The 14,308-nt window shown below is 72.3% G+C and carries 6 protein-coding genes and 1 pseudogene; 1 reads left to right on the top strand and 6 read right to left on the bottom strand.

Translation table 11 applies throughout. From position 1 onward, the window contains the following. Positions 1-25: 25 nt before the first annotated feature. The 3 genes and pseudogenes from ACFQVD_RS03580 to gntD form a co-directional block, all read right to left on the bottom strand. A complete protein-coding gene (locus ACFQVD_RS03580) occupies positions 26-3,922 on the bottom strand; it encodes an amino acid adenylation domain-containing protein (protein WP_386270504.1) in 3,897 nt (1,298 codons plus the stop codon). A 49-nt stretch (positions 3,923-3,971) separates the two neighbouring features. After that, positions 3,972-9,503 (bottom strand): annotated as a pseudogene (locus tag ACFQVD_RS03575) (amino acid adenylation domain-containing protein); the annotation flags it as partial. A 155-nt stretch (positions 9,504-9,658) separates the two neighbouring features. Further along, positions 9,659-10,687, bottom strand: coding sequence for a guanitoxin biosynthesis L-enduracididine beta-hydroxylase GntD (gntD, locus tag ACFQVD_RS03570; protein WP_343963151.1), 1,029 nt, complete (start codon positions 10,685-10,687; stop codon positions 9,659-9,661). A 324-nt stretch (positions 10,688-11,011) separates the two neighbouring features. Between gntD and ACFQVD_RS03565 the strand changes: the two genes are divergently transcribed. After that, the gene (locus ACFQVD_RS03565) at positions 11,012-12,004 is read left to right on the top strand and encodes a hypothetical protein (RefSeq protein ID WP_343963153.1); all 993 of its coding nucleotides are present in this window, start codon (positions 11,012-11,014) and stop codon (positions 12,002-12,004) included. Positions 12,005-12,050: 46 nt separating this feature from the next. Here the strand turns inward: ACFQVD_RS03565 and ACFQVD_RS03560 are convergent, their stop codons facing one another. Genes ACFQVD_RS03560 through ACFQVD_RS03550 form a run of 3 tightly spaced genes read right to left on the bottom strand, consistent with a single transcriptional unit; the run spans position 12,051 to position 14,163 of the window. Next, positions 12,051-12,983, bottom strand: a complete 933-nt coding sequence (locus ACFQVD_RS03560; protein WP_343963154.1) for a TauD/TfdA family dioxygenase — start codon at positions 12,981-12,983, stop codon at positions 12,051-12,053. Next, the gene (locus ACFQVD_RS03555; RefSeq protein ID WP_343963155.1) at positions 12,980-13,198 is read right to left on the bottom strand and encodes an MbtH family protein; all 219 of its coding nucleotides are present in this window, start codon (positions 13,196-13,198) and stop codon (positions 12,980-12,982) included. Before ACFQVD_RS03555 ends, ACFQVD_RS03560 begins: the two co-directional genes overlap by 4 nt. Positions 13,199-13,251: 53 nt before the next feature. Continuing rightward, the gene (locus ACFQVD_RS03550) at positions 13,252-14,163 is read right to left on the bottom strand and encodes an ArsR/SmtB family transcription factor (RefSeq protein WP_343963156.1); all 912 of its coding nucleotides are present in this window, start codon (positions 14,161-14,163) and stop codon (positions 13,252-13,254) included. Positions 14,164-14,308 lie beyond the last annotated feature (145 nt).

Here is a 14,308-nt window from a genome sequence, read left to right as displayed (position 1 = left end):
TCCCGTCCGGGTTCCACTGGCCTGTTCACGAGCCCTGGCTCTGGGCGACCCGTTCGAAGGACGCCAGGATCCGCTCCTGCACCACCTCGGCCAGGGCACCGATGGTCGGGGCGGTGAAGAGCTCCCTCGGGGAGATCTCGACGTCGAACGCGCGCCGCACCCTGGAGGTCACCCGCAGGCTGGCGATGGAGTCGCCGCCCAGGTCGAAGAAGTCGTCGTGTGTCCCGACCCGCTCGACCGCGAGCACCTCCGCCCAGATCCGGCCGAGGGCCTCCTCGGTCGGGGTGCGCGGGGCGGCGTAGGCGGCGCGCACGGCTCCCCTGCTCTCCGGGTCCGGCAGCGCCCGCCGGTCCACCTTGCCGTTGGCGTTCAGCGGCAGCCGGTCCAGGGACACGAACGCGGAGGGGACCGTGTAGGCGGGCAGCCGCTCGGCCAGCGACCGGGCCAGGTCCTCGGACGAGAGCCGCGTGCCTTTCTCGACCGGCACCACGTAGCCCACGAGGTACCCGCGCCCCGGCGCCTCCTCACGCGCGACGACCACCGCCTCGGCCACGTCCGGCCGGGCCCGCAGCGCGGCCTCGACCTCGCCGGTCTCGATGCGGAACCCGCGGATCTTCACCTGGTCGTCGGTCCGGCCGAGGAACTCGATGTCGCCGTCCGCGTTCCAGCGGGCCCTGTCCCCGGTGCGGTACAGGCGGCCTCCGGCGCCGAACGGATCGGCGACGAACCGCTCGGCGGTGAGCGCGGGCCTGCCGAGGTAGCCCCTGGCCAGACCGCTTCCCGCGAGGTACAGCTCGCCGGGGGCGCCGGGCGGTACCGGGGCGAGATCGCGGCCCAGCACGTAGGCGCGCGTGTTGTCCATCGGGCGGCCGATCGGCGCGGCACCGGCCCCGGCGAGCTCCGGCGTCATCTCCCGGCAGACGGCGAAGGTCGTGGCCTCGGTGGGACCGTAGCCGTTGTGCACCTCTGTCCCCGGGCAGCGCGCCATCACCCGCGATATCGCCGTCGGCGAGGCGGCCTCGCCTCCCGTCCACACCTCGCGCAGCCCGGCGAAGCACTCGGGCGACTCCTCGGCGAAGAGGTTGAACAGCGCCGCGGTGAGGAACATCCCGGTGACGCCGTGCCCGGCGACCAGGCGCCGCAGGCTCCGGGCGTCCAGCTCGCCCGGGGCGACCACCACCCGGCCGCCGGCCAGCAGCGGGACCCACATCTCGTAGGTGGCCGCGTCGAAGGCGTGCGGGGAGTGGAAGAGAACACGTTCGTGCCCTCCCGAGCGCCACCGCCGGTCCGCCGCCAGGCTCACGATGTTACGGTGGGTGACCGCCACCCCCTTGGGGATCCCGGTCGAGCCGGAGGTGTACATCACGTACGCCAGCCGGTCGGGGTCGGCCGCGGCGGCCGGGCCCGCGAGCGGGGGACCGTCCAGGGTCGTGTCTCCGTCGTCTCCGTCGTCTCCGTCCACCACCAGCACCCGCGTCCCGAGCCCGCCGGTCGTCGAGACCGCCGCCCGGTCCGTCAGCAGGGCCACCGCCGCGGTGTCCCGCAGGATCCAGCGCAGCCGGTCGGGCGGGTAGCTCGGGTGCAGCGGGACGTAGGCGCCGCCGGCCTTGAGCACCGCGAGCATCGAGACCAGCGCGTCGGCCGTGCGCCCCTGCAGGACGGCCACCCGTGACTCCGCGGTCACTCCCAGGGACGCCAGGTGGCGCGCCAGCCGGTCGGCGCGCTCGTCCAGCTCGGCGTAGCCGAGGCTCTCCCCCTCCGACACCACGGCCGGCTCGTCGGGAACGGCGCGCGCCCGCTCGGCGAACAGCTCGTGCACGCACCGCGCGGGGATGTCGCGGGCCGTGTCGTTCCACTCCACCAGCATCCGGTGCCGTTCGCGCCGGGTCTGCGAGGGCAGCGCCCCGATGGTCCGTTCCGGGTCGGCCGCGATCTCCTCCAGCAGCGCGGCCAGGTTCTCGCCGAGCCGGCGTACGGTCGCGGCCTCGAACAGCGTCTCGTCGTGGAGCAGCACGAAGGACAGCTCCTCACCCGGATAGACGACCAGGTTGAGGGGGTGGCCGTTCACCTCGGCGGCGTCGACGTCCCGCAGCCGCAGGCCGGCGGCGTCGGCCGGGGCGTGGTCGACCGGGTAGTTCTCGAAGACCACGACGCTCTCGAAGAGCTGGGCACCGGGCCGCAGCTCGCTCCAGGAGCGCACCTGGGGCAGCGACCCGGCGTCGTACTCGCGCGCCCGTGCCTGCTCCTGTTGCAGCTCGCGCAGCCAGGGCAGCAGTGCGCGGCGCTCGTCCACGGCGACCCGGACCGGCAGCGTCTCGATGAATATGCCGATCATGGACTCCGCGTCGGCCAGGTCCGCGGGACGGCCGGAGACCGTCGCACCGAAGCAGACGTCCGGCTCGCCGCCGTAGCGGGAGAGCAGGATCCCCCAGGCCCCCTGCAGCAGGGTGTTGAGCGTGAGCCGGCCGCTCCTGGCGTGTTCGGCGAGCCGCCGCGAGACCTCGGCCGGCAGCTTCACGTTCACCCGGCCTGCCGCCCTGGGCCGGTGGTCCGGTGCGGGCGGCCGGTCGTACGGCAGGGGCGTCGGCTCCGTGAACCCGGCGAGCGCCCCGCGCCAGTACGCCTCGGCGTCGGTGTCGTCCAGGCCGAGCAGCCGCTCGACGTGGTCGCGGAAGGGGCGGCGGGCGGCCGGCCGCCAGGCCCGCCCCTCGCGGCGCGCGGCGTAACAGGAGAGCACGTCCGCGAGCAGCCGGTGGACGCTCCACCCGTCCAGCAGGATGTGGTGCAGGGTCCAGACGACCCGCACCCGGGTGTCGTCGAGCCGGATGATCGCCAGCCGGGTGGGCGGGGACGCGGCGAGGTCCAGCCCGGCCTGCCGGTCCCGCGCGAGCAGCCGCTCCAGCTCCGCTCCCTGCTCCTCCTCCGGCAGGTCACGCCAGTCGTGATGGGCGATCGGCAGCCGGGCCCTGTGATGGACGACCTGGAGCGGGTGGTCGAGCCCCTCCCAGGCGACGGAGGTGCGCAGCACCGGGGTCCGCTCCGCGACGAGCCGCCACGCCTCGCCGAGTTCCTCGGGGGCGGCCACCCCTTCGACCACCATCTCGAACCGGGCCGTGTAGACGTCGGAGCCGGGTGCCATCAGGCAGTCGAAGAGCATGCCGCTCTGGGTGGGGGTGAGGGGGTAGACGTCCGCCACCGTACGGCCGGTGCCGACCAGCGCGTCGAGGCTCGCCTGGTCCAGACGGGCCAGCGGGAAGTCCGAGGGGGTGCGGCCGCCCGCGCCCGGCTCCGCGCAGTGCCCGACGATCCGCTCCACGGTCGCGGCGAACTCGTGGGCCAGGCGCTCGACGGTGGCGGGCTCGTGCAGGTTCGGCGAGTAGTACCAGGCGACCTGGAGCCGACCGGACCTGACGGAGCCGACGACGTCGAGTACGTGCGGCCGGTTGTCGCGCGGATCCTGGAACAGCTCGATGCCGGAGATCTCCCGGTAGAGGTCCCCGTCCCCGGTCTCGGTGTCGAACCGGCCGAGGTAGTTGAGGCAGATCTGGGGGACGGGATCGCCGGCGAGCGCGGACCCGTCCCGGTAACGCAGCGCGCCGTACCCCAGACCGCGCCGGGGAACCGCCCGCACCTGCTCCTTGACCGACTTGAGGAGGCCGCCCAGATCCTGTTCGCGGGGGACGTCCAGCGCCAGGGGGAAGTAGCTGGTGAACCACCCGACCGTGCGGGTGAGGTCCACGTCGGGGAAGATCTCCTCCCGTCCGTGGCCCTCCAGGCCGAGCAGGACGCGGTCGCGCCCGGCCCATCCGGACACGACCCGGGCCAGGGCGGCCAGCAGCACGTCGGTGATCTCGGTGCGGTAGACGTCGGGAACCTCGCGGAGCAGCGCCCGGGTGGTGGTCTCGTCGAGCTCGACGGACACCTCGCGGACGGTCTCCACGGTGTTCGGGCCGCGTCCGCCGGGGGGGGCCGTCGAGGGGGAGGACCGCCGCGGCCTCGTCCCGGCTCACCTCCGCCCAGTGGCCGAGCTCGTCGTCGAAGCCCCCGGCCTGGACGTGCCCGGCCAGACGGAGGCTCCAGTCCTGGAACGAGGTCGTCCCGGGGCCGAGGTCGACGCTCTCCCCCCGCAGGATCTGCCGGTACGCGGTGCGCAGGTCCTCCAGCAGGATGCGCCACGACACGCCGTCCACCACGAGGTGGTGTGCGGTCAGCAGCAGTCGCGGCCCGCGACCGGTGCTGAGCAGTACCGCCGCGATCAGCGGCCCGTCGCCGAAGTCGACACGGGCCTGCGCGGCCGCCGTCTCCCGCTCGACGGCGGCGTCGAGTTCGGCGTCGGCGACGCCGGACAGGTCGGCCCCGCGCAGGATCACCTCGTCCCCCGCCGCCACGACACGCTGCGACCACTCTCCCCGGGTGAACTCGAAGCGCGACCGCAACGCGCCGTGCCGCTCGACCAGTGCCGCGACCGCCGCCCGCAGGACCGTCTCGTCGACGTCGTCCGCCAGTTCCACGGTGACGAACTGGTTGAAGACCTCGGGAACCGTGAACCTCTCGAAGAGGAAGTGCTGGATGGGGGTCAGCGGTGCCCGGCCGCCCGTTCCCGCGCCCTCTGTGCCCTCTGTGCCCTCCGTGTTCCCGGGGCTTCGCACCTCGGTCACGTGCGGGCTCAGCGCCGCGATCGTCTGCCGGTGGAACAGGTCCCTGGAGGTGAGCCGCAGCCCCGCCCTCCTCGCCCTGGACACGAGCTGGATGGCGAGGATGGAGTCGCCGCCGAGGGCGAAGAAACCGTCCTCGACACCGACCCGGTCGACGCCCAGCACCTCGGCCCAGATCCCGGCCAGTTCCCGCTGCACCGAGTCGCCCGGCGGGACGTAGCCGCCGCCTGGGTCCCGGGTGGCGCCGGGGACCGGCAGGGCGGCGCGGTCCACCTTGCCCCGCACGGTCAGCGGGAACTCCTCCAGGACGACGATCGCGGCGGGCACCATGTGGTCCGGCAGCATCGTGCCCACGAAGGCTCGCAGGTCGGCGGGATCCGGCTCGGCGTCACCGGCGGGGACCACGTATCCGGTCAGTGCCAGGCGCTCGTGGCCGGGCCTGGCCTCGGTGGCCACGACGACGGCGCCGGCCACGCCCGGGTGGCTCTGCAGCGCGCTCTCGATCTCCCCCGGCTCCACCCGGAAGCCGCGGATCTTCACCTGCTGGTCGGTGCGGCCGAGATACTCCAGCTCCCCTCCGGGCAGCCGGCGGACGAGGTCCCCGGTGCGGTACATCCGGCTGCCCGGGGCTCCGAACGGGTCGGCGACGAACCGCTCGGCGGTCAGGTCCGGCCGGTTCAGGTAGCCCCTGGCGAGACCGGTGCCCGCGAGGTACAGCTCACCGGCGACCCCCACGGGCACCGGGTTGGCGTAGCCGTCCAGGACGTACGCGGCGGTGCCCGCGACGGGCGAGCCGATGGGTGGCGACCCCCCGGCCCGGCCGGCGTCCTGCCAGGTGACGTCGCCCGCGGTGGCGACGACCGTGACCTCGGTCGGACCGTAGTTGTTGACCAGCCGGTACGGCGCCCCCCGGCGCGGGCGGCGGCGGAGCACGTCCCCGCCGGTCAGGACCGCGCGCAGTGCGGTGGCGGCGAAGCCGGGCTCGTCCAGGACGGAGTCCAGCCGGGGCGTGGGCAGGAAGCAGATCGTGGTGCCCATCCCGGCGAACCAGTCCACCAGCGCGGCGGGGTCGTCCAGCGTCTCCCTGTCGGGCAGGGCCACCCGGGCCCCGGCGCAGAGGTAGGGCCAGACCTCCCACACGGCGGCGTCGAATCCCAGCGACGCGACCTGCGAGGCCCGGTCCTCGCTGACCACCTCGAACTCCGCCACATGCCAGGCGCACAGGTCGGACAGGTTCCGGTGCTCGACCATCACGCCCTTGGGACGGCCCGAGGAACCGGAGGTGTAGACGATGTAGGCCAGGTCCCCGCCGGCCACGGCGACATCCGGTTCGGTGATCACCTGGCGGGTCTCACCGGGGCCGCCCGCGTCCAGCGGCACGACCGCGGCGTCCAGGCCGCGGGCCCGGACCTCCGTCACGCCGTCGGCCAGCACGACCGGTGCTCCGGTGTCGGCCACCACGTAGGCCAGCCGCGCGTGTGGGGTGTCCGGGTCGAGCGGCACGTACGCGCCTCCGGCCTTCAGCACGCCGAGGAGCCCCGCCACCAGCTCGGGGCCGCGCTCCGCGCACGCCACGACGGGCACGCCGGGACCCACGCCGAGGGTGCGCAGGCGGTGGGCCACCCGGCCCGCGCGCTCGTCCAGCTCGGCGTAGGTCCACCTTCGCTCCCCGCACTCCAGCGCGACGGCGTCCGGTGCCCGCCGGACCCGCTCGGCGAACAGGCGGTGCACGGGGAGGTCCGAGCGGCGGTCCCTGACCCGGCCGTTCCATCCGGCCAGGGACCGCCGCTCGGCCTCGGTCAGCAGGGGCAGCCGGGCGAGCGGCCGGTCGGGGTCCTCGGTCACCGCGGCCAGCAGGACTTCCAGGTGACCGGCCATCCGCTCGGCCGTCTCCCGGTCGAACAGGTCGGTGCTGTACTCGATCATCACGTCCAGCGCCCCGTCACGCTCGACGAACTCCAGGGTGAGGTCGAAGATCGCCGACACGTGCGGGAGCCGGAAGCCCTCGGTGCGCGCGCCGGCGAACTCCAGTGGCCTCTCCGGTACGTTCTGCAGCGCCACCATCGCCTGGACCAGCGGGGTCCGGCTCGGGTCGCGGCCGTCGCTCAGCTCGTCCACCAGGCGTTCGAACGGGACGTCCTGGTTGCCGAAGGCGCCGAGCACGGTCTCGCGCACCCGGCCGAGGAAGTCGGTGAAGGACAGGCTGCCGTCGACCGCCGACCGGAGCACCAGGGTGTTGATGAAGCAGCCGACGAGCGGTTCCAGCTCGGGGCGGTCGCGCCCGGAGATGGGGGTGCCGACCGCGATGTCCCGCTGGGAGGAGTAGCGGGCGAGCAGTACCTGGCAGGCGGCGACCAGCGTCATGAACAGCGTGGCGTCGTTGCGCGCGGCGAGCCCGTTGAGCGCCGCGGTGAGCCCGGGAGGCAGGGTGAAGCGGTGTGCCGCTCCGGCGGAGGAGCGCACCGCCGGGCGCGGCCGATCGGTGGGCAGTTCGAGAGGGGACAGACCGGCCAGCTGCTCCCGCCAGTAGCCGAGCTGGTCCCGCATGGCCTCCTCCGTCCAGCGTTCGCGCTGCCAGACGGCGTAGTCGGCGTACTGCACGGCCAGCGGCGCCAGCTCGGCCCGGCCGCCCTCCCTGGCGGCGCCGTACAGCCTGCTCAGCTCGTCGGCGAGCACGTTCATGGACCAGGCGTCGATCACCGAGTGGTGTACGGCCAGCACCAGCAGATGCTCGCGTTCGGCACGGCGCAGCAGCGTCATCCGCAGCACGGGGCCGCGTCCCAGGTCGAACGGGAGGCTCACCTCCCGGCGCAGCAGGCGTTCCAGTTCCTCCTCGCCGAGCCCGGAGGCGTCCACGACGGTCAGCGGGACCTGAAGGTCCTTCGCGGGGTGGACGATCTGGACCGGCTCGCCGCCGGTCGAGGAGATGGTCGTCCGCAGCGACTCGTGCCTGGCGACGAACTCGCGCAGGGCCGACTCCAGCGCGGCGGGATCGAGTTCGCCGAGCAGCCGGTAGCCGAACCGGACGTTGTAGTCGGCGGCCTCGGGGTCGAACTCGTGGAAGAACCAGAACCGCCGCTGCGCGAAGGAGAGCGGCAGGTCCCCGGTGCGGGGCACCGGCACGACGGCACCGTCGGTCCCGGTGCCGGTGCCGGTGGCGGCCGGGGTGACCGACGCCGCCAGCGCGGCGATCGTGCGCAGCTTGAAGACGGCACGGGCGGGAAGTTCGGCGCCGAGTGCCGCCCTGATCCGCGGGAGCACCCGGAAGGCGAGCAGGGAGTTCCCGCCGAGTTCGAAGAAGTCGTCCTCGACACCGACCCGCTCGACGCCCAGCACCTCGGCCCAGATGCCGGCGATCGCCCTCTCCGCGTCGTTGCTCGGGGGCCGGTGGCCGCCGTCCGTGCCGTCCTGCCGGGTCGGCGCGGGCAGTGCCCCGCGGTCGAGCTTGCCGCTGGCCGCCAGCGGCAGCCTGTCCAGGGTGAGGAACACCGAGGGGATCATGTGCTCGGGGAGTGTCCGTGCCAGGAACCCGCGTAGCTCGGCCGCCGCCGGGGCCGCCTCGCCCGCCGGGACGAGATAGGCCAGCAGGCGCGTGTCCTCCGAGCCCTCGGCGGAGGGCACCACGGCGACCTGGGCGATCGCGGGATGTCCGGCCAGCGCCGACTCGACCTCGCCCGGCTCGACGCGGTGGCCCCGGATCTTGACCTGGTCGTCGGTGCGCCCCAGGTATTCCAGGTCCCCTCCCGGCAGGCGCCGCACCAGGTCTCCGGTGCGGTACATCCGCTCGCCCGGCCCGCCGTACGGGTCGGCGACGAAGCGCTCGGCGGTCGCTCCCGGCCTGCCGTGGTAGCCGCGGGCCAGCCCGGCGCCCGCCACGTACAGCTCTCCGGGTACGCCCTCCGGGACGGGTCGCAGGGATCGGTCCAGCGCGTAGGCGCGGGCGCCGCGCATCGGACGGCCGATCGCGACGGGCCCCCGGAGCGGCCCCGCCTCCGGCTCGACCCGGAAGGAGACGCAGCCGACCGTCGCCTCGGTCGGGCCGTACTCGTTGACCACCGCCACCCCGGGGTGCCGTGCCCGCCACCGGTCGAGCACCTCGCCTTGGAGCGCCTCCCCGCCGATCACCAGTTCCGCCGTCGGCGAGCGGTCCTCCGGCAGGTTCTCCAGGATCGACAGGTGACTGGGGGTGATCTTCAGAAACGACGGCCGGTCTCCGGAGCCGCCGTCCAGCTCGCCGGCCTCGATCCGGCCGCCCGCGGCGAGGGTGCCCCACAGCGCGGTCACCGTCAGGTCGAAAGACATCGACGAGTGCAGCAGCGCGACCCCCGCCAGCCCCGGGTAGTCGCGCTCGCAGCAGGCCAGGTAGCTCGCGAGCTGCCGCCGCTCGACCAGCACGCCCTTGGGGCGGCCCGTGGAGCCGGAGGTGTAGATCGCGTATGCCAGGTTCATCGGGCCCGCCTGGCGGTCGGGCGCGGTGACCGGCCGGTCCGCGATCATCGGCCCCTCGTCGTCCAGGCAGACCACCCGCGCGGCCGTCGCGGGCAGCCGAGCTCGCAGGTGCGCCCGGGTCACGACGGCGGCCGCGCCCGCGTCTCCGATGGCGAAGGCCAGGCGGCCGGCCGGGTTGTCCGGGTCCAGCGGCAGATAGGCGCCGCCGGCCTTGAGCACTCCCAGCAGCGCCACGACGAGTTCCACGCCGCGCTCCGCGAAGACGCCGACGAGCGTGTCCGGGCCGACGCCGCAGGCGCGAAGGTGGTGCGCCAGCTGGTTGGCCCGCGCGTCGAGCCGCCCGTAGTCGAGTGTCTCCCCAGCCGAGGCGACGGCCGTCGCCCGGGGGGCACGGCGCACCCGCTCGGCGAACAGTTCGAGCAGGCACCGGTCCCCCGGTGACTCGGCACCCTTACCGAACGGCGGTGTGGCGGCGCCCTCGGGCGCGGGTACGTACGGTGCGTCGTGGGTCACGCTGACTCCTGCCTTCGAGGACGTGTCCGATGACGGTTCGGCTAGTAGATGACGCGGGAGGAGGCGCCCAGCCTGAACTCCCTGGACTTGCGCAGGTCCCTCGCCACGTTCAGACGGCGCAGCCAGCGGTCCGTCCCGTCGAAGCGGGCGCTGAAGGGGCTGCGCCCGTGGACGGCCCTGTAGTTGTCGATGAGGCAGATGTCACCCGGCTTGAGGACGACCCCGGTCATCGCGGAGTCCAGCGCCGTCCCGAATGCGGCAAGCGCTTTACCCGCGTCCTCTTCCTGGATCCCGTCCATGTAGTGCGGGTCGATACGGATATACGGGTCGTCAGGATCGCCAAAAAGGACCGCGACAGGCTCGGGAGTGTCCAGGGCCAGGTCGACCTGCCGGTAACTGCGTTTCCTTAGATCCGCGACCTTCGTATCCTCGTCGGTCACCGCGGCCCGATTCTCCGGGCGATGCGAGTCGTCTGGAAGAATGTAGAAGCGTTCCTGCGACAGAATGGCTCTGGCGGCATCGTCGATACGCACGTCGGAAACGTCGGCATAGGTCGTCTCGACCTCGTCGGGATTGCGCAGGCACAGCAGGCCGAGATAGTCGGTGCGCAACGGATGGAAGGCGTCCTCGGTGTGCCAGACGAGTGTTTCCGCACTGCTCCAGCCGATCTGCTCGTGTTCGTAGCCCTTGATCGGGAAGACGTCGTGCATGATGTAGCCGCCCTGCTGCGTGGCCCATCCGATGGGGTCTCCCAGCAAGGACGCGATGAGGAAGAACGCGATGTCGTGCCCGATGGTGGGCGAGGGCACCGGCTTGTTCTTCCAGTCCGCGGGGGTCGGGCCGATGCTCGCGTCGTCCACCGGAAGCCCGGAGATCAGCAGGATTCCGGACGGCTCCGCGAGGCGGAACTCGTTGAGCGCCCTGCGGAGACGTCGCGGAAGTTCCTCGGCATACGTCCGGCTCTCGCGCTGGAAATCAGCGGACTCGACGGTCTGGTAACGCTGGGAGAGATCCCGGACGATTTCTTCGATCACCATGACGTCGTCGTCCAGCAGATGTATTGACAGCACGCTTAACTCCCTCTGCCAACGGCAATCGGTTCCTCGGAATCACCGTGCCCGGGGCGGCCATTCGCCCCCGGCCCTAATCGAGCCTCCGACATGCCGGGGCCGGGTTCAACGTCTTTGACTTAGGGGCTAAACAGCGCAGTCAGAGCGGGCTTCGTGCTAACGTCGTATTTGGTTCTAATCCTCCGGACCGGCCTTTTCCAGGTCGCCGCCCTGTCGATCCGCCGACGCGGGACACCGTAGGTCAGGCATCTCCGGAGCCGAGGCCGTCACCTTCGCGGCCGGCAGTTTCCCAGAACGCCATCGGCAGCATTAGGGAGAACTACATTGCGCCTATCGGGCCTCACCCGGGTGACCAGCGCCGCCGCGCATCTGCAGGTTTTCGCGATATCCGGGATCAGCGCGGTGCTGTTGACCAGGGCCTATCTCCAACGGGCCGGTTATCCCCAGCTCGGCGGAGGGAGCCTGCACATCGCCCACGTCCTGTGGGGCGGCCTGCTGATGACGGTGGGCATGGGCGTCACGCTCGCGTTCCTCGGCCAGGCCGCGCGGACCTGGGGTGCCGTCCTCGGCGGGGTCGGGTTCGGGCTGTTCGTCGATGAGGTCGGCAAGTTCGTCACCCAGACGACCGACTACTTCTACCGGCCGGCCGCGGGGATCATCTACCTGACCTTCGCCCTCCTGGTCGTGCTCTCCCAGTGGCTGAAGGGCCGGACCGACTTCTCCCGGCGCGAGCGCACGGCCAACGCCGTCTACGCGGCACTCGTCGGAGTGACCTCGGGACTGACCGTGCAGCAGAGGCACGCCGCCGTGCGACTGGTCCAGGGCTCCGACGACGCGCTCGACGCGGCGGCGGTCCGGTTGCTGGGCATGGTCCCGGCCCGGGAGACGGCTCCAGGGCCGCTGCGCACCGGCCTGGCCCGCGCCCGCGCCGCCCTCGACGGCCTGACGCGCCGTCCCCTGCTCGTCGCCCTCGCGGTGGTGTATCTCATCGTCCAGGCGCTCCTGCCCCTGGTGGGCCTCGGGCTGGAGAACGCCTACGGCATGCTCGACGGCGAGCGGGAGTGGGGGGCGGTGATCGGCATGGCCGTCTCGGCGGCGATCACGGTGGCGCTGGGCCTGTGCGGCGCGGTGCGGCTGCGCGGGAACCGGATGGCCGCCTTCCGGCTGCTCAACGCCGCGCTGCTGGTCGACATCCTCTTCGGCCAGGTCTTCGCGTTCGTCATGAACCAGTTCTCCGCGGTGCCCGGCCTGGCGGCCGACCTGCTGCTCCTGGCGATCATCTCCGCCGAGGTCCGCCGGCTGCGCGAGCCGGCCTGAGGGGCGCGACGGCCGGCCACCGTCGAATCGACCGCCGAATCGGCGGTCAGGTCGTCGACGACGGCTCGGCCATCGCCACGGCGATCTTCCGCGGCCCGGTGAACGGCTCGCGGCCGTGCGAGGTCAGCATGTTGTCGATGACCAGAACGTCGTCCTGACGGTAGTCGAACCGCACGGACGCCGACCGGTAGCAGTCTCGCAGGTGGCCGACGACGGCGTCGGGGATCGTCCCGCCGTCGCCGTAGTAGGTGTTGCTCGGGAGGTTCTCCTCCCCGCACATCTCCAGCAGCCCCAGCCGCACCCCTTCGGGAAGGGTGCTGAGGTGGAAGAAGGTCGCGTGGTTGAACCACACCGGGTCGCCGGTGACCGGGTGACGGTGCACGGCCTGGCGGACCGCCCTGGTCCGCAGCCGGTCGCCGCCGAGCCATTCCGTCCGCACGCCGTTGCCGCGGCAGTAGTCCGTGACCTCGTCCTCGCTGTCGGTGTTGAACGCCTCGCGCCACGACATGCCGAGTTCGTCGCTGTAGTTACGGACCACCATCCACCCTCGCCGCGCGAACTCCTCGCGGATCGACGGGTCCATCCTGTCGTGGACGGCACGGGTGGAGGCCAGGGGCGTGGCCCCCTGGGACGACGGCGGTCGCAGGCAGTGGAAGTAGAGCACCATCGGCCATACCGTCTGGTAGGAGTTCTCGTTGTGCAGGAAGATCTCCTCCTGCGAGGGGTAGTCGGTCGAGGTGTAGACATTGCCCTTGATCACGCTGCGCGGGGACGAGCGCTCCGCGTAGGTCAGCGGCGCCCCCGACAGCTCGCGTACGACCTCGTCGAAACCGTCGACGCCGCCGACCTCGAAATCGCGGAACAACACCGCACCGTGCGCGGTGAGGCTCTTGCGGATCTCCTGCCGGTCGGACCTCACCAGGCCGGAGATCCGGGCACCCCCGCCCTCGATGACAAGGGGCAGTTCGTGGCCGGTCACGGCCGGTCCCCCATCGCCTCGGCCAGGCTCCTCGGACGCATGTCGGTCCAGTTGTCCGTGATGTAGTCCAGGGCGGCCTGCCGGTCCGTCTCGGGCAGGACCACCGTCCAGCCCGCCGGCACCTCGACGAACGCGGGCCACAAGGAGTGCTGCCCCTCGTCGTTGACCAGCACGAGGTAGGTGCCTTCCGGATCTTCGAAGGGGTTCGAGTTCATGGCGCTCTCCTTTTTCGGAGGTTCTCCGTGCACCAGGCGTGCCGGAGCGGGGGTCAGTTGCGCTGGGGAGACAGGAAGAGCTCCCCGTGCAGCAGCGCCACCCCCAGGGAGGTGAGGGTGTGCAGTGCCGTGTTGCGGTTGCGGGCAGTGGTGATCAGTCCGGCCTTGCGCAGTACGGTGGCGTGCTTGCTGGCCCCCGCGAGAGAGATGCCGAGCCGCTCGGACAGGCCGCCGGTGGTGCAGCTCTCGGCCAGCGCCTGGAGCGCCGCCGCCCTGGTGTGCCCGACCAGGGCGCCGAGCGCCTCGTCGTCGGGCACCGGCGCCCCGGCCAGCTCGGCCAGGAAGGCCGGGGTGCACGGCGCCGAGACCACCAGGGCGGGCAGCCCCGTCTCGTGCTCGGTGTCGAGGAAGAGGTAGTTCCTGCCCTGCAGGAACAGCGAGGGGCTCAGCAGCAGGCCGCGCCCGCGCAGGTGGACGTCACGGTCCTCGCCGTCGGGGATCTCCAGCACCGGCGGGTTCCAGCACAGCCTGGGGTGCAGCGTCTCAAGCAGGCACTCGACGCCATTGCTGATCGTTATCCGGCCGTACGCCTCGCGCTCGGACTCCAGGTGACCTCGCACCCTGCTCCAGTACGGCAGCACCGCCACCTGACAGAACCCCAGCACGGTGGCGCTCACCCGCCGGCCGGCCCACTCGTCGGACGCGGAGCGCGTCTCGGCTCGCCCGGGAGAGCGCTCGACCAGTTCCAGCAGTTCCGTCGGCGCCCGGCGTTCACGTACCAGCTGTTCCACGCTGCCGACGCCCTCGCCCAGCCGATCACGCACATGCTTTCGCCACCCGTTCAGGGCGGCTCCTCCGTTGCGACCGAAGATGTCCAGCGCGAACACGCTCTCGGCCACCGGCCCGAGGCTCGCGACCATGCGCAGGCGTGCCAGGTCCTCAACCGTGAAATGAATCCTCAACACCGCGGCCCCCAGCGTTGTAGAAAGATTGGCTGTTCTGTGTTGTTGAAAAGCAGGTCACGCCTCTCCGCGGAGGCTCCGGCAAATGACGGCCCGCCCTGCGCGCAGACTATTCGATCTCGGCGGGCGCCGGGCAATGCCCAGGGCC

Origin of the sequence: Streptosporangium amethystogenes subsp. fukuiense, from assembly GCF_042665875.1 — a bacterium.
Taxonomy (GTDB): domain Bacteria; phylum Actinomycetota; class Actinomycetes; order Streptosporangiales; family Streptosporangiaceae; genus Streptosporangium; species Streptosporangium fukuiense.
The sequence above is the reverse complement of the archived record's forward strand: the minus strand, read 5'-3'. Positions and strand labels throughout refer to the sequence as shown.